We start from the raw sequence: 16,828 nt of genomic DNA, 5'->3' as shown, positions 1-16,828 counted from the left end.
GGCTTTAGCCAGATCAAGGTGTTCCGCTGTCCCTATTGTGAGACATGAAGACCTGCAGGGAAGGAGGCGAACAGAAGATGGAACAAATTATTCGTGATATTACTAAAGAGCAATTGAAAACTGATCTTCCAGAATTCCGCGCCGGAGATACATTGCGTGTACACGTTAAAGTTGTAGAAGGTACTCGTGAGCGTATCCAGGTATTCGAAGGTGTGGTAATCAAGCGCCGCGGAAGCGGGATCAGTGAAACATTCACTGTTCGTAAGATATCCAGCGGTGTGGGTGTGGAACGTACATTCCCAGTACATTCGCCACGTATCGATAAGATCGAAGTATCTCGTCGTGGTAAAGTACGCCGTGCCAAGCTTTACTACTTGCGTGCACTGCGCGGTAAAGCAGCTCGTATTAAAGAACGTGCAAGATAACTGTTATGAAAGGAGCTTGTTTTCAAGCTCCTTTTTTCATGCCTTCATTTACTTATACATTTATTAAACACACTTTTATTAAAATATGGTAAAATATATGGATGATTAAATAAAAGGGGATGAATTCTTTTTAATGTAACTATCAGAAGTTCCTGGCCTCTCTTGTTTTTTTCATGTGCTGTTAATAATTTGTTATTCAATAAAAGGATGGATGGAAATGGCAAAATCTGAATCATGGGAATGGGTAAAAGCCGTTGCTGTGGCCTTAATTCTGGCCGTGGTGATCAGGTATTTTTTCTTTGCGCCGATTGTGGTGGACGGTCAGTCTATGATGCCAACCCTGGAACACAATGACCGGATGATTGTTAATAAAATAGGCTATAATATTTCAGAACCGGACAGGTTTGATATTATTGTATTTCATGCCCCCCAAAATAAAGACTATATTAAACGGGTAATTGGTCTGCCTGGTGACCAGATTAGATATGAAGAAGATATGTTATATATTAATGACGAGCCGGTTGAAGAGCCTTATTTAGAAGACTATAAACAGGAAGCAGATCAGATGCCGTTTACCGGAGATTTTACTCTTTCTGAGGTTACCGGCTATGACTCAGTACCTGAAGGCCATGTATTTGTGCTGGGGGATAACCGGCAGCACAGTAAAGACAGCCGTCACATAGGTGTTATACCTTATGATGAAGTAGTCGGAAAAGCCAACTTTGTTTTCTGGCCTGTGCAGGAAGTCCGGCTTGTTGATTAGGAGGAATGATTTAATATGGCCATACAATGGTATCCTGGACATATGGCGAAAGCCAAAAGAGAGGTTCAGGAGAAACTTAAGCTTATTGATGTAGTAATTGAAATTGTAGATGCGCGAATTCCTGTTTCCTCCAGGAACCCTATGGTTGATGAACTGACTGCTAATAAACCCCGGCTTATCCTGCTGAATAAGTCTGATTTAGCAGACCCTGCAGTTACTAAGGAATGGGTCCATTACTTCGAAAAAAGAAACTGGGCGACTTTGGTAGTGGACTCCCAAAGAGGAAAGGGAATCAAACAGGTTCCTGAGAAGGTAAGAGAACTGGCCAAACCTCTGCTGGACAAGTTCCATGCTAAAGGAATCCATCCAAGAGCGTTACGCGCGTTAATTTTAGGTATTCCAAATGTAGGGAAATCTACTGTGATTAACCGCCTTGCCAATAAAAAAATAACTAAAATTGGCGATAAACCGGGTGTCACTAAAAGCCAGCAATGGATTAAAGTAGGCAAGGAAATGGAACTGCTCGATACACCGGGAATATTATGGCCAAAATTTGAAGATCAGGACGTAGGTTTCAGACTCGCTCTTACTGGTGCAATTAAAGAAGAAATTTTTGACTTCCAGGAAACTTCGGTTTTTCTATTGAGATATTTAACTAAGGAATATCCTGACCGGCTTAAAGAACGGTTTAATTTAAAGGACTTATCAGAGGATGTCGCTGATTTATTCGATGAAATAGGCAAGCGGAGGGGATGCCTCGTCTCCGGAGGCCTGGTTGATTATGATAAAACAGCTGAAATTATATTCAGGGATTTCCGCCAGGGAAAACTCGGGCACATAAGTCTTGAGCGCCCTAAGGAATAGAGAGATACGCGACTGACAGCGTATCTTTTATTTTATTCTGCCGGTAATGATTGACACGCAAGCTATGTAAACGTCCCTTTTGAACAAAGGCGGGGATCCTTGGAGGATAAGCACTGTCTTCAAGAGAGGCATTATTAAATAACGATATTATTTAAATAATGGATTAAATGAACCGATAAATTAAGAAAGGAAAGCTGTTAATGAAGAAAAAAACAATTGCTGAGATTAAATGCAAACTCGAAACTCTTCAGGATGAAAATGATCCATTTTTGGAAGAATTACATAATGATGAGCGAAAAGGAGTTAAGGGATTAATTGCGCGATGGAAAAAACAGCAAGTGGAAAGGCAGAAACTCGAATCTCATTATACTGAAATGAGTTCTTTTGAAAAAGAAGCGTGGAATAAGGGGTATTTACGAATAGCTGGAATAGATGAAGCAGGGCGCGGCCCTCTGGCAGGTCCTGTCATTGCTTCCTGCGTTGTTCTTCCTTCAGACGTCAGACTGCTCGGGCTGACAGATTCTAAAAAGCTGACTAAGACGAAACGGGAGTATTTTTATGATGAAATTATGAGAAAGGCAGAAGCAGTGGGAGTGGGGATAGTTTCAGCACAGGAGATTGATGAGCTTAATATTTATCAAGCCTCTAAACAGGCTATGGTACGGGCTGTGAAGCAGATTTCTGAAGACTCTCCAGACTATTTGCTGATTGATGCTATGGAACTTCCTTTAGATATTGCTCAAAAAAGTCTAGTTAAAGGAGATTCCAGGTCCGTTTCTATTGCAGCAAGTTCTATCATTGCCAAAGTAACCAGAGACCGTTATATGGATAAGTTACATAAGCAGTATCCGATGTACCAGTTCGATAAACATGCAGGCTACGGGACCCGGGCCCATTTGGAAGCAATAGAAGAACACGGAATACTTGAGGAGCATCGTCGAAGTTTTGCGCCGGTTAAATCCTATGCTTAAGTCAATCGCCTTGTTAATATGGGCTGTTTACTGAATAAAGAGACCTCCCGGCAAAAAACATGCTTGGCATTATTCTCTAAAGTCTCTTTTGCTATTAGCTGACCTCGCCGGGTGTGAAGACCGGCAGATTAACTAAGCTTTTATGATATAAAAAGGTTCCCGGGAGGAGAACATCTATGATTGCTGCAGCCATGCTGGATAATTTAATTCGAGGAATGGATACGGGACGGGCTAAAACTCTTTACTTAAGAGAGGGACAGGTTTTCCAAGGGAGGATTAGTGAACTGTACCCTGGACAGCTGGCCCGCCTTCAGATGGGCACAATGAATTTATCAGCCCGTCTAGAGGCACGACTTGAAAAAGGTGAGAAATATTGGTTTAAAGTAATATCAGGTGAAAGGGTCCCTCAATTAAAAGTCCTGGAAAATGTCTCTGTGAACAGGCCGGGAAGCAGTCCTGCTTCTGTTACAAACGTTCCCGGAATGCTGAAGCAGCTTGGTCTTCCGACAGACGGCCTTCACAAAAAAATTATACGGGAACTCATCAGGGTCAATTTGCCATTTACCAGAAGCAATATATTGCAAGGAGCGCAGTTAGTTAAGGAGTCTGCCTTAGCTTCAAATGATTCTTTGAAGCTTATCACTATGATGATCCAAAGGGGATATCCGCTGACCAGAGCCGCCTTTAAAGCATTGGCTTCCGTTCAGTCAGAAAAATCTACAGGAGAGACGATGGTTCAGCTCGCCTCAACCTTGGAGAAATTACCGGATAGCAGGGCACAGCACCTGCAACACATTCTTGCAAATATATCCGGGCGTTTTAGCGGCTTTGGAGAAGGTGACATTTTTGTTATTTTTAAGCATTTAACTGGAAAGGATGAAGAGCTTCAGGAAGCGGCTATTAAGGTTTTAAAAGAAACTGGTTTAATTAACAGTTTAGATTCTTCCATACGGTTTTTCACCTCGTTTAAAGAAACAGTTCTCAATCCTGCAAATGAAAATATGTCCGGTAAATTATGGCCTGGTTTATTTAAAAGCCGCCAAACAGCTTTGCCTCTGAAAAATATGGATCCTAAACTTTTGTTTTCCTACTTGACTGATTCCCTGAGAGGCGCTCCGCTTCATTCTGTCACCCAGCTTCTTACTTTAATAAATCCTCAGGCTTCCGCCAGCTCTATTGTAACCCGTCTGTCCCAGTGGCTGGCTTCTGAACCTGAAGACAGCACAAAAGGAATCTGGCAGTTAATCCGCGATAATCATTCAGGCAATGGTAAGTTATTAAATGAAGGGCAAACGCAACACCCTTTAAAAGCGTTTCTGAACCAGCTCGGCCTGCAGCATGAAAATAATATAAGAAGTGGGCAGCTTAATCAAGAGGAACTAAATACTTTAAAAGCCAAGTTAATACAGTTTCTTAATCAGAGCCACGGTCTTCCGCAGGGGACCCGTGAGCAGGCGGATTTTCTGCTTCAGCGCCTTACTGCTTATCAGCTTCTCTCTTCAGAACAGCAAGGGCCTGTTCAGCATACTGTTTTTCAAATACCTGTTAAATTGTCCGAAAAATATACGGATTTGACCTTGCAGTGGCAAGGAAGAGAAAAGAATGACGGAACAGTGGACGAATCCCACTGCCGTATCCTGTTTTATTTAGAATTGGAAACGTTAAGGCATACTTTAATTGATGTACAAATACAAAACAGGATCATGGCCTTAACGGTATATAACGAAAGCTCAAAACCAGCCTCGATACAAAGCGTCTGGTTTCCATTACTGAAAGAAAAGCTTGCATCTTATAATTATCAGCTGTCCGTAATCAAATGGGAAAAGGCGAAAGAAAAAGAGGGGAACAGGAGCACTCCTGCTATGCATGTTAATTCATTTGAGTACGGGTACAATGGGGTGGACATTAAAATATGACTGACGACTTTTATAAAACGGGTCACACCAGGCTTAAACAGAAACGAGCTGTAGCCATGGGCTACGATGAAAAAAAGGATTCAGCGCCTCAGATTAAAGCGAAAGGAAAAGGGTACACAGCTGAAGAAAACGGTATACCTGTCCAGGAAGACCCTTCTCTAGTTGCTCTCTTATCCCAACTGGAAATAAATGAGCGAATTCCTGAAAGTTTATATGAAGTGGTCGCTGAAGTGTTTGCCTTTATATATTATGTAGATCGTGAAAAGACAGATAAGTAATAAGCCTGGCGCATGAGAAAGACTTTAACTGGCCATCCTACTCTGTAAGGAGGTCATTGCATATGAAAAAACAATCGCCGTTAATTGTGCCTGAAATAGACAAGTATCTGGATCATTACAGAGAAGAGATTGCACACGAGTTCGGTATTTTTTACTCTCAGGACCAGTTGAAAAAGCAAGCGGATATTCATTTATTAACTAAACTTCTTTCTAAGAAAAAGAGTAAAGATAAAAAGGAGCGCCGCCGGTAAAACCTGTGTTTTTATCCAGGTTTTTCTGGTACCCTGAATCCTTGATGAACCAAATAATTTTTTATATATTCTATAGACTTTAGTTTATTGGTTAGTTGGGGTAATCACTCGAATCCGATACTGACGACGCTTTCCGCGGGCAACGCTTCAGCCTCCTCATTCGCAAAAACACGCTCCCTGTGGGGTCTTCCGCCGTTGCTTTTCGCCGCCTTTCACTCCTTCGATTGAAACAGTCTTACATAAGAGTACCGGTGATATGACAGGAATTTACGAGACTCCTGCGGGAAAAGCGAGCCAGGCGGGACCCCGCAGAACGAAACGGAGTGGAGTTCGAGGAGGCTCGCGGTTCGCCCGCGGAAAGCGAGTAAATGGATGGCAAATCAACCCCTGCTATCACCGATTCAGGTGGTAATTATGTCTGGAAAAATATGAAATTACCGGAACCTTTTACTTGTCATATTTATATATTCAGAGTTTTTAACATTAAATTTAAATTTTTACGTGTAATATTCACAAAATTGTCGGAATGTATAGTAAAATAGATATTGTGTGAAAAGACGAAGGAAATAAAAACTGTCTTTCTCACTTTCCTTTTACTAGATTTTGTATTCTAATAAAAGGGTTTGTGAAATGCGTAGCGTACATGTCTGCGCGGTAAAAAAGATATCATTTTGACTCAGTAAGGAGGATGGCTATGAATATCCATGAGTATCAAGGTAAAGAGTTGTTGAGAAAATACGGCGTTGCTGTCCCCAATGGAAAGGTTGCTTATTCAGTTGATGAAGCTGTAGAAGCAGCTAAATCTTTAGGGACAGATGTAAACGTTGTCAAGGCCCAAATCCACGCAGGTGGTCGGGGAAAGGCCGGAGGAGTAAAGGTGGCAAAGAACCTGGATGAGGTTCGTACATACGCTGATGAGATATTAGGCAAGACGCTTGTCACTCATCAGACTGGCCCTGAAGGAAAAGAAGTAAAACGGTTATTAATTGAAGAAGGCTGCGATATTAAACAGGAATATTACGTAGGCCTTGTGGTAGACCGCGCGACCTCCCGTATCGTAATGATGGCTTCTGAAGAGGGAGGAACGGAAATTGAAGAAGTAGCAGCTGAGACACCTGAGAAAATTTTTAAAGAAGTGATCGATCCGGTTACCGGATTAATGCCATACCAGGCAAGAAGGCTGGCATTCAATATCAATATTCCAAAAGACTTATTAAAAGAAGCTGTTAAATTTATGATGGGGCTGTATAAAGTTTTTGCCGACAAAGACTGCTCTATTGCGGAAATTAACCCGCTTGTAACAACTGGAGACGGAAAAGTTATGGCTCTTGACGCCAAGCTGAACTTCGATTCCAATGCTCTGTTCAGGCAGAAAGACATCATCGAATACCGGGACCTTGATGAAGAGGATCCAAAGGAAATTGAAGCCTCTAAGTATGACTTAAGCTATATTTCCCTTGACGGAAATATCGGTTGTATGGTTAATGGCGCAGGACTTGCTATGTCTACAATGGATATCATTAAGCATTACAAAGGTGATCCGGCAAACTTCCTTGATGTTGGGGGCGGCGCCACAAAAGAAAAAGTTACTGAAGCATTTAAGATTATTTTATCTGACAAAAACGTTAAAGGGATCTACGTGAATATCTTTGGTGGAATTATGAAGTGCGACGTAATAGCAGATGGTGTTGTAGCAGCAACTAAACAAGTCGGCCTGGAGATTCCTCTGGTTGTCCGTCTCGAAGGAACAAATGTGGAACTGGGCAAACAAATTCTTGAAGAGTCCGGTTTAAATATTACTGCTGCAGATTCTATGGCTGACGGAGCAGAAAAAATCGTTTCACTTGTAAAAGCGTAAGAAAGGCGGGATATGAATGAGCATCTTGATCAATAAAGATACGAAAGTCATTGTTCAGGGAATTACCGGCGCAACGGGTTTATTCCATACAAAACAAGCTGTTGAATATGGCACTAAAATTGTAGGCGGCGTCACACCTGGAAAAGGTGGAACAGAAGTAGAAGGCATTCCTGTATTTGACACTGTTTCTGAAGCTGTGGCGAAAACAGGCGCGAATGCTTCAGTAATCTATGTTCCGCCACCGTTTGCTGCCGATGCGATTATGGAAGCGACGGATGCAGGAGTAGACCTTGTGATTACTATTACAGAAGGTATTCCTGTCGTTGATATGATTAAAGTAAAGCGGTATATGGAAGGGAAAAAGACCCGTCTGGTCGGTCCTAACTGCCCGGGAGTCATTACACCGGAAGAATGTAAAATCGGTATTATGCCTGGGTATATCCATAAGAAAGGCCACGTCGGGGTAGTCTCCCGTTCCGGTACTCTCACTTATGAGGCGGTACATCAGCTGTCAACAAAAGGAATCGGCCAGTCCACAGCAGTTGGAATCGGCGGGGACCCTGTTAACGGCACAGATTTTATAGATGTATTGAAGCAATTCAATGAAGATCCGGACACATATGCAGTCATCATGATTGGTGAAATCGGAGGTACGGCTGAAGAAGAAGCTGCTGACTGGATTAAAGAGAATATGACCAAGCCTGTTGTCGGCTTTATCGGCGGACAGACAGCACCTCCAGGGAAGCGTATGGGCCATGCCGGCGCTATCATCTCCGGAGGCAAAGGTACGGCAGATGAAAAGATCAAAACATTAAATGCAGCAGGCGTAAAAGTAGCTGAAACACCTGCCGTAATGGGTGAAACACTGATCTCCGCTCTTAAAGAGAATAACTTACTTGAGAAATGTGTGACACACGAAGTTTAAATAGTTAAATGATTTAAGAAGTCTCAAAAGGCACGGACCTTTTGAGACTTTCTTCTACCTTTCCTCTTTGCATTTCCCTCTTATGGATCTCTGTGTTAAACTCTTCTGCTGATGTTCGCTCCAGACCACTTTCCGCTCCAATCACCCATGAGTGTTTAAATCCGCATAAATTTTTAAAAGCCTCTTAATAAAATATCCAGTAATAAAATCTTTTGAGTTCTTAAAACTAAATATAGAAAGGAACATGCTTTTTGTTTATTCCTCAAAGTCTTTCTGACCGTCTCCTCCATCTCCACTATTCTTCTTTTGGCAGTTACTCTCTCGTTAAAAAGTGTTTAGACAGAGACGCTTCTTTAGAAGCCGTTTATAAAATGGGCAAAACAGAATTCTTAAGACTTTTCCCAAAATCAGATAAGTTCGCAGCAGAGGTATATGATAATCTAACAAAAGTGCAAGTAAATTATTTAAAACACGAATTTTATGAAAAGGGCATCGGCTATTTAGATATTTATGATCCTAAATACCCCGCCCTGTTAAAAGAAATATACGATCCGCCCTCGATTCTCTATTATAAGGGGCACCCCCGCATTCTCAACCCGCCTTTACGTCTCAGCGTAGTAGGAACGAGGCATCCTTCCCAGTATGCAATAAATGAAATGGCTTCTGTGCTTACAAAAGCCATTAAATATCCTTTAACCATTGTAAGCGGGATGGCATTAGGTGTTGATTCAATGGCCCACAGTCTTACTTTGAAGGAAAATGGCTTGACTATCGCGGTGTTAGCATACGGGGTCGATCATTTATACCCCTCCAGTTTAAAAGCCTTAAAAGAAACACTTGAAAAAAATCAGTTAATTCTTACGGAATATCCTCCCTACGTTAAACCAAACAGATGGCAGTTCCCTGCCCGTAACAGAATAATAAGCGGTTTGTCCCAAGCCTCATTTATAATAGAAGCAAAACAAAAAAGCGGATCACTAATTACGGCAGATTGCGCAATCCAGCAAGGAAGAGATGTGTTTGCTCTCCCTGGGAGAATATCCCACTCTGAATCTGCCGGAACGAATTACTTAATTCAGCAAGGAGCTAAACCGATCCTTAAACCTGAAGACATTTTAGAAGAGTATATTTAAGCAGTCAGTATGTATTCTGTTCATTCTTATGTTATTGTATAGAAAGTGCTTTCAAACTAATTAAAAAACTTTTTATATTAAAAAAGCAGAAATGTGTCAATAAAATGAATAAAACAAAAACCTGCCTTTAGGACAGGCTTTACAGAGCATTAAAAAACATTTAACATTAAATACCAAAAGTGTGTGAATAAAAAGAATGTTTGACAAACTACAAAATAGTGTTTAATAATAGGGAAGATTTAATTTACCTCTGAAGGGGATGAACGGAAGTATGTCCGATTACTTAGTAATCGTGGAATCTCCCGCTAAAGCAAAAACAATTGGAAAATATTTAGGTAAAAAATATTCCGTTAAAGCGTCAATGGGTCATGTGATTGACCTGCCGAAAAGTCAGATGGGAGTAGACGTGGAACAAAACTATACACCTAAGTATATAACTATTCGCGGGAAAGGCCCGATTTTGAAAGAATTAAAACAAGCAGCTAAAAAAGCTAAAAGAGTATATCTGGCGGCTGACCCCGACAGAGAAGGGGAAGCAATAGCCTGGCATTTGGCAGACAGTTTAAATATTGATAAAAATTCCGAATGCCGTGTTGTATTTAATGAAATTACGAAACAGGCAATTAAAGATTCGTTTAAACACCCGAGAACCATTAATACACACTTAGTTGACGCCCAGCAGGCCCGCCGTGTGCTTGACCGGCTGGTAGGTTATAACATCAGTCCGTTACTGTGGAAGAAAGTTAAGAAAGGACTAAGCGCTGGCCGTGTTCAATCTGTGGCTGTTAAAATGATCATTGACAGGGAAAATGAGATTAAAGCCTTTAAACCTGAAGAATACTGGTCAGTAACAGCTAAAATGAAAAAAGATGATCAGCCGTTTGAAGCTAAGTTTATGTCTGTAAATGGCAAGAAAACAGACTTAAAGACGAAAGACGATGTTGATCAGGTCCTTAAACAAATTAAAGGACAAACATTTAAAATTGATAAAGTAAAAAAGACAGAACGGAAACGAAATCCGGTCGTCCCTTTTACGACTTCCTCTCTTCAACAGGAAGCAGCAAGGAAACTCAACTTTAGAGCTAAGAAGACAATGATGCTGGCACAGCAGCTTTATGAAGGGATTGACCTTGGGAAATCAGGAACTGTAGGTCTGATCACATATATGAGAACAGATTCCACGCGTCTTTCTGATACTGCCAAAGTTGAAGCGAAAGATTATATCGAAACCCATTACGGCAAGGAGTACCATAATACATCCAAATCCAAATCCAAACAGAGCTCCAATTCGCAGGATGCGCATGAAGCTGTAAGACCAACGTCAGTTATGAAAGACCCTAAAGCTGTAAAATCCTATTTAAGCAGAGACCAGTACAGACTGTATAAGCTGATATGGGAACGGATGGTTGCCAGCCAGATGGCACCTGCTGTTATGGATACGATGGCCGTAGACCTGACTAATAACGGTGTCATGTTCCGTGCCAACGGCTCTAAACTTAAATTTGCCGGTTTTATGAAAGTTTACATTGAAGGAAACGATGAAGGTAAAGAAGAAAAGGACCGCCTTCTCCCTGCAATGGAAGAGGGAGACAGCACAATATCCGAAAAAATAGAACCTAACCAGCACTTTACACAGCCGCCTCCGCGCTACACAGAGGCCAGGCTGGTAAGAACAATGGAAGAGCTCGGTATAGGCCGTCCTTCTACTTATGCACCTACATTGGATACAATTCAGCGGCGCGGTTACGTTGCTCTCGAGGATAAGCGTTTTATACCGACAGAACTGGGTGAAATTGTACTGGAACTAATTGAAGAGTTTTTTCCAGAAATACTCAATGTTGAATTTACTGCGGAAATGGAATCGAGCCTTGATTCCGTTGAAGAAGGCGAGCAGGACTGGGTTGAAATTATCGACCGGTTCTACAATGATTTTGAAAAACGTCTGAAGACCGCTGAAGAAGAAATGGAAGAAGTGGAAATTAAAGACGAACCGGCAGGGGAAGACTGCGAGAAGTGCGGCCATGAAATGGTCTTCAAAATGGGACGTTACGGTAAGTTTATGGCTTGTTCAAATTTTCCTAATTGCCGTAATACAAAAGCCATTATGAAAGAAATTGGTGTCAACTGTCCAAAGTGTAAAGAAGGCAATATCGTTGAACGTAAAAGTAAAAAGAGGCGGCTGTTTTACGGGTGTGACCGCTATCCTGAATGTGATTTTATCTCTTGGGATAAACCGATCGCCCGCCCGTGCCCGAAATGTGAAAATCTTCTTGTGGAGAAAAAATCCAAAAAGGGCATTCATGTGCAGTGTACAGAATGCGACTATAAAGAAGAAAGAAATTAGGTTTATTTTTACCGACCTAAAATTAATCTGCAGGCTTAAAACAATGCCTCTCCAAAAAAATTGGATGTATATTGGCAACAATTCAGAATTGTATGAAAAAAGAGCAAAGTTTATTGAAAGAGCTACTAAACTGTGATAAGATTTAGTAGCTCTTAAAGTTGAATAAAAAGGTGAAGACCAATGATTGACCAATGGATCAAATTGTTTACAGAATACTTGCAAATTGAAAAACGCGCATCTGTGCACACGATTAAAAATTATAAAAAAGACCTGCATGATTTCTGTGAGTTTTCAGAGCAGCATTTGAGAAAATCAATCGCTGCTGTTTCGTATGCAGATATCAGAGAGTATTTAACTGAACTTCATTCTTCTTCCTATGCCCGGACAACAGTAGCTAGAAAGCTCTCATCGTTAAGGTCATTCTGGTCATTTCTCACTCGGGAAGGTTTGGTGAAGGATAATCCTTTCCAGATGGTAACGACGCCAAAAATTGAAAAACGCCTGCCATCTTTTTTTTATGAGAATGAAATGCAGTCTATCTTTGATTCAATTGATACGGAGACCCCCCTTGGAATAAGGAATCGCGCGTTAGTAGAAGTTCTTTACGGAACTGGGATCAGAGTGAGCGAATGTACTGGATTAAACCTGGCTGATTATGATGAAGAACTGGGCACGATTCTGGTTAAAGGGAAAGGAAGGAAAGAAAGGTATGTGCCGATCGGCAGTTATGCTATGGAGGCTTTGCACGTTTATCTTACTGAAAGCAGGCCAAAGCTGTTAAAGGCTGCTAAAGAACCGGCCCAGGCCATTTTTCTCAGTTACCGTGGGCGTTGTTTAAACGATCGGAGTATAAGGAAAATATTAAATAAACTGGTTGATGATGCAGCCATCTCGTCACGGATAAGCCCGCACGTGCTCCGTCACACATTTGCAACGCATTTATTAAATGAGGGGGCTGATTTAAGGACTGTTCAGGAACTTCTCGGCCACAGTGACCTTTCTGCCACACAAATATATACGCATGTAACAAAAGACCGTTTGCGGGAAGTTTACAGAAATACACATCCGAGGGCTTGACCTACAACTGTTAGTAAAGAGGTGAACAAATGGATCAAATTAAAGGAACCACAATTTTTGCTGTACAGCATAATGGTAAGTCTGCTATCGCAGGTGACGGGCAGGTCACGTTTGGAAATGCGGTGGTAATGAAACATTCTGCCAGGAAAGTTCGTAGACTTTACAGAGGGAAAGTTATCGCTGGTTTTGCCGGATCGGTGGCTGACGCATTTACGCTGTATGAGAAATTTGAAACGAAGCTTGAAGAATACGGAGGAAATCTCCAGCGGGCAGCTGTGGAACTGGCTAAAGACTGGCGAAGTGACAGAGTGCTCCGTAAACTGGAAGCAATGCTTATTGTGATGGACCGAACAAACCTGTACCTGATTGCCGGGACAGGGGAAGTTATAGAGCCGGATGATGGTATCTTAGCCATAGGTTCCGGGGGGAATTATGCGTTATCGGCCGGACGTGCTTTGAAAAAACACGCGCCGCATTTAGAAGCAAAAGAAATTGCTGAAGCGAGTCTGAAAACTGCGGCAGATATTTGTGTGTACACGAATCACCAAATTATTGTCGAAGAATTATCAGAGGATTAAAAGATATTTTACTAAAAGATGAGCGAATAAGTGAGGGATGTAAATGAGTTCATTGTTAACCCCTAAACAAATTGTTGAAAGGCTGGATCAGTCAATTGTTGGTCAGACTAAAGCGAAAAAGTCAGTAGCTGTTGCTTTAAGGAACAGATATCGGCGCAGCTTGCTAGATGATGCTTTAAGAGATGAAATTACCCCTAAGAATATTTTAATGATCGGGCCTACGGGTGTAGGTAAAACTGAAATTGCCAGAAGGCTTGCTAAATTAGTAGGGGCTCCCTTTGTTAAAGTAGAGGCTACCAAATTTACCGAAGTAGGTTACGTAGGCCGGGACGTAGAGTCGATGGTCAGGGACTTAATTGAAACGGCTATCAGGATTGTTAAAGAAGAAAGAATGTCCAAAGTGAAAGAACGGGCAGAACAGAATGCTAATTACCGTCTTGTCGAATTACTTGTGCCTTCCCAAAAGAAAGAAACTGCTTACCGCAATCCATTTGAAATGCTTTTCCAAGGAAACCAGGGCGAAACTGACCAGGAGGAAGAAGAGACTAGTCAGGACAGTTCGATTAGAGACAAACGAAGGCAAGTCAGCCAAAAATTGGCAGCCGGAGAATTGGAAAACGAGGAAGTTACGATTGAAGTAGATGAACAGCAGGCGAATTTCACCGATATGTTCCAGGGGTCAGGGATGGAACAGATGGGTATGAATATGCAGGACATGCTGGGGAATATGATGCCTAAAAGAAAAAAACGCCGAAAGCTTCGTGTGAAAGAAGCGAGGAAAGTACTGACCGAGGATGAAGCCCAGAAACTCATTGATATGGATGAGGTCACACAGGAAGCTGTTTCAAAAGCGGAACAATTGGGAATAATCTTCATTGACGAAATTGATAAAGTTGCAGGTAAAAATCAGCAGCAATCTGCCGATGTATCTAGAGAAGGGGTTCAGAGGGACATCCTGCCGATAGTGGAAGGTTCTACTGTGATGACTAAGTACGGGCCTGTCAAAACCGATCATATGCTTTTCGTCGCCGCAGGTGCGTTTCACTTTTCCAAACCATCTGATTTGATCCCTGAATTGCAAGGGAGGTTTCCGATTCGAGTTGAACTTAACAGCCTGACTGTAGAGGACTTTGTGAGAATACTTGTAGAACCGAAACACGCTCTTGCCAAGCAATACCAGGCTTTATTGGAAGTAGAAGGAATAAAATTGAAATTTTCTGACGATGCTATTCGCAGGATAGCAGAAATTGCCACAGAAGTGAACGAAGAAACTGAGAACATTGGTGCGCGAAGGCTCCACACCATTTTAGAAAAATTACTGGAAGATTTATCGTTTGAAGCTTCTGAAATAACAATGGAAGAAATAACGATTACACCTGAATATGTAGAAGAAAAGTTGCAGGATGTAGCGAAAAATCGCGACTTGAGCCAATATATTTTATAACACAGGAGGAAGTATGATGGACCTATTAACTAAAACAAGGAAAATTAATGAATTACTGCAGAAAAGTGCGGGCCAGTCAGTTAATTTTAAAGATATGGCTGTCACATTAAGAGATGTCATCGAAGCAAACATTTTTATCGTCAGCCGCCGCGGAAAATTACTTGGTTATTCAATTAAACAGGAAATTGAGAATTCCCGAATGCAGCAAATGCTTGAGGAGAGACAGTTTCCTGAAGAATATACATCAGGGTTGTTTAAGATCGAAGAAACGTCCTCCAACCTGGATATAAACAGTGAGTTTACAGCTTTCCCGGTTGAGAATAAAGACCTTTTTGCCAATGGTCTCACGACAGTAGTACCTGTACAAGGAGGAGGACAGCGTTTAGGCACGCTAATTCTGGCAAGGCTGGATGAATCATTTGATAACGATGATCTTATTCTTGCTGAGTACGGGGCAACTGTAGTAGGTATGGAGATTCTTCATGAAAAAGCTGAAGAGATCGAACAGGAGGCAAGAAGCAAGGCAGTTGTTCAGATGGCTATCAGTTCACTATCATACAGCGAATTGGAAGCAGTTGATCATATTTTCGAAGAATTAGAAGGAAATGAAGGGCTGCTTGTTGCGAGTAAAATAGCAGACAGAGTAGGAATTACCCGCTCAGTGATCGTCAATGCTCTGAGAAAACTTGAAAGTGCCGGTGTCATTGAGTCCAGATCATTAGGTATGAAAGGCACTTATATCAAAGTGCTAAACAATAAATTCCTTGTAGAACTGGAAAAGCATAAACACTAATTACTGATCAACAATTTAACTACTTTAGAAAGAAGACTAATGGTTCATTAGTCTTCTTTTTTTAGGTTTTCACAAAAAGTTTGAGAAACACACGCAGAAATATGTAGAAATGTGGTAAAGTGCAATTGTTAGCTTTCATGAAATATTTGTCACATTACGTCGGTTTACATAACTGTGTCTTTTGGAAGGATATAATATTTGACTAATTAGGTCTTTCTTATCTAAATTAATACAATTTCTGAGAACGTTAGACAAAAGTTAGTTTATTATATAAAATAATTCTCGGCAGTAGCACTTAAGGCAGAGGTTATAAGTTGGATAGTTTATTTTTTACAAAAGGGGGAATAGGAATGGATTTGCTTCAAAACCCTACGACTCAATTATTGGAAACTGCTCTGTCCTCTTCGATGACAAGGCAAAACACGATCTCCCAGAATATCGCTAATGCAGATACACCGAACTATAAAGCTAAAAAGACAGTTTTTTCCCATGAATTGAACCGTGCTCAGGAAGGGCAGCTGAAAGCATTGAAGACCGATAGACGGCACCTCGAATTTGGAGGGAAGCCCTCTGACGATTCAGCCGCTGTTGTAACCCGGAATAATACTATGTTCAATCATAACGGTAATAATGTTGACATTGACCATGAGATGAGCGAATTAGCCAAAAATCAGATATATTATAATACTCTGATAGACAGACTGAACGGCCGGTTCAATAGTGTCAGGACAGTTCTTGGACAAGGGAGGTAACAACTTATGTTTCACGGATTCAACATTTCATCTTCTGCTTTAACAGCACAGCGTTTCCGTATGGATGTCGTATCGGGAAATATGTCCAATGCAGATTCAACAAGAGGACGAGTGGTAGATGGCGAGTGGGAGCCTTACAGGAGAAAAATGGTAACAATGCAGCCTAATAACTCGTCAGGCTTTAAGTCACACCTTCACAAAGCTATGAGCGGAAATGGAGAAATAGGGCAAGGTGTAAAAATTGGACGAATTATTGAAGACCAGACACCGTTCAGGCAGGTGTACCAGCCTGGTCACCCTGATGCAAACGAAGATGGTTATGTAGAACTGCCTAACGTTGATCCGTTAAAGGAAATGGTGGATTTAATGAGTGCCACCAGATCTTATGAGGCGAATGTGACGGCAGTAGATGCCCATAAAAATTTATTATTGAAAGCTTTAGAAATAGGCAGATAA

17 protein-coding genes are annotated in these 16,828 nt (G+C 41.4%); all 17 read left to right on the top strand.

Annotation, left to right across the window (positions count from 1 at the left end; all coding sequences use genetic code 11):
* Window positions 1-77: 77 nt before the first annotated feature.
* The 17 genes from rplS to flgC all read left to right on the top strand — a co-directional run bounded on the left by rplS (window position 78) and on the right by flgC (window position 16,828).
* Window positions 78-425, top strand: coding sequence for a 50S ribosomal protein L19 (rplS, locus tag BMW59_RS03375; protein ID WP_093047612.1), 348 nt, complete (start codon window positions 78-80; stop codon window positions 423-425).
* Between the two features lie 211 nt (window positions 426-636).
* Window positions 637-1,188 (top strand): signal peptidase I, encoded by a 552-nt coding sequence (gene lepB / locus BMW59_RS03370; protein ID WP_093047611.1) that lies wholly within the window; start codon window positions 637-639, stop codon window positions 1,186-1,188.
* A 15-nt stretch (window positions 1,189-1,203) separates the two neighbouring features.
* A complete protein-coding gene (ylqF, locus tag BMW59_RS03365) occupies window positions 1,204-2,052 on the top strand; it encodes a ribosome biogenesis GTPase YlqF (protein WP_093047610.1) in 849 nt (282 codons plus the stop codon).
* A gap of 200 nt (window positions 2,053-2,252) precedes the next feature.
* Window positions 2,253-3,023, top strand: coding sequence for a ribonuclease HII (locus BMW59_RS03360; protein ID WP_093047609.1), 771 nt, complete (start codon window positions 2,253-2,255; stop codon window positions 3,021-3,023).
* A 176-nt stretch (window positions 3,024-3,199) separates the two neighbouring features.
* Window positions 3,200-4,939: a hypothetical protein gene (locus BMW59_RS03355; protein WP_093047608.1), complete on the top strand. Its 1,740-nt coding sequence runs from the start codon at window positions 3,200-3,202 to the stop codon at window positions 4,937-4,939.
* The gene (locus BMW59_RS03350) at window positions 4,936-5,217 is read left to right on the top strand and encodes an EscU/YscU/HrcU family type III secretion system export apparatus switch protein (RefSeq protein WP_093047607.1); all 282 of its coding nucleotides are present in this window, start codon (window positions 4,936-4,938) and stop codon (window positions 5,215-5,217) included. Before BMW59_RS03355 ends, BMW59_RS03350 begins: the two co-directional genes overlap by 4 nt.
* 62 nt (window positions 5,218-5,279) lie before the next feature.
* A complete protein-coding gene (locus BMW59_RS03345) occupies window positions 5,280-5,468 on the top strand; it encodes a hypothetical protein (protein ID WP_093047606.1) in 189 nt (62 codons plus the stop codon).
* 694 nt (window positions 5,469-6,162) lie between these two features.
* Entirely contained in the window at window positions 6,163-7,326 is a 1,164-nt protein-coding gene (gene sucC, locus BMW59_RS03340; protein ID WP_093047605.1) for an ADP-forming succinate--CoA ligase subunit beta, read from the top strand.
* Between the two features lie 16 nt (window positions 7,327-7,342).
* Window positions 7,343-8,251, top strand: a complete 909-nt coding sequence (sucD, locus tag BMW59_RS03335; RefSeq protein ID WP_093047604.1) for a succinate--CoA ligase subunit alpha — start codon at window positions 7,343-7,345, stop codon at window positions 8,249-8,251.
* 251 nt (window positions 8,252-8,502) lie between these two features.
* Window positions 8,503-9,384 (top strand): DNA-processing protein DprA, encoded by an 882-nt coding sequence (gene dprA, locus BMW59_RS03330; RefSeq protein WP_245732933.1) that lies wholly within the window; start codon window positions 8,503-8,505, stop codon window positions 9,382-9,384.
* Window positions 9,385-9,655: 271 nt separating this feature from the next.
* Complete coding sequence (topA, locus tag BMW59_RS03325; protein ID WP_093047603.1) at window positions 9,656-11,728, top strand: type I DNA topoisomerase; 2,073 nt, start codon at window positions 9,656-9,658, stop codon at window positions 11,726-11,728.
* Between the two features lie 180 nt (window positions 11,729-11,908).
* On the top strand, window positions 11,909-12,805 hold the full coding sequence (gene xerC / locus BMW59_RS03320; protein ID WP_093047602.1) for a tyrosine recombinase XerC: 897 nt from the start codon (window positions 11,909-11,911) through the stop codon (window positions 12,803-12,805).
* A 29-nt stretch (window positions 12,806-12,834) separates the two neighbouring features.
* Window positions 12,835-13,383: an ATP-dependent protease subunit HslV gene (gene hslV / locus BMW59_RS03315; RefSeq protein ID WP_093047601.1), complete on the top strand. Its 549-nt coding sequence runs from the start codon at window positions 12,835-12,837 to the stop codon at window positions 13,381-13,383.
* A 43-nt stretch (window positions 13,384-13,426) separates the two neighbouring features.
* Window positions 13,427-14,827: an ATP-dependent protease ATPase subunit HslU gene (gene hslU, locus BMW59_RS03310; protein ID WP_093047600.1), complete on the top strand. Its 1,401-nt coding sequence runs from the start codon at window positions 13,427-13,429 to the stop codon at window positions 14,825-14,827.
* Window positions 14,828-14,843: 16 nt separating this feature from the next.
* Window positions 14,844-15,620, top strand: coding sequence for a GTP-sensing pleiotropic transcriptional regulator CodY (gene codY, locus BMW59_RS03305; protein WP_093047599.1), 777 nt, complete (start codon window positions 14,844-14,846; stop codon window positions 15,618-15,620).
* A gap of 350 nt (window positions 15,621-15,970) precedes the next feature.
* Complete coding sequence (gene flgB, locus BMW59_RS03300; RefSeq protein WP_093047598.1) at window positions 15,971-16,372, top strand: flagellar basal body rod protein FlgB; 402 nt, start codon at window positions 15,971-15,973, stop codon at window positions 16,370-16,372.
* Between the two features lie 6 nt (window positions 16,373-16,378).
* Window positions 16,379-16,828, top strand: coding sequence for a flagellar basal body rod protein FlgC (gene flgC, locus BMW59_RS03295; protein WP_093047597.1), 450 nt, complete (start codon window positions 16,379-16,381; stop codon window positions 16,826-16,828).

This window comes from Salipaludibacillus aurantiacus, assembly GCF_900111295.1.
Lineage (GTDB): Bacteria > Bacillota > Bacilli > Bacillales > Salisediminibacteriaceae > Salipaludibacillus > Salipaludibacillus aurantiacus.
Note: the sequence above shows the minus strand (reverse complement) of the source record. Positions and strands in the feature narration are given on the sequence as shown.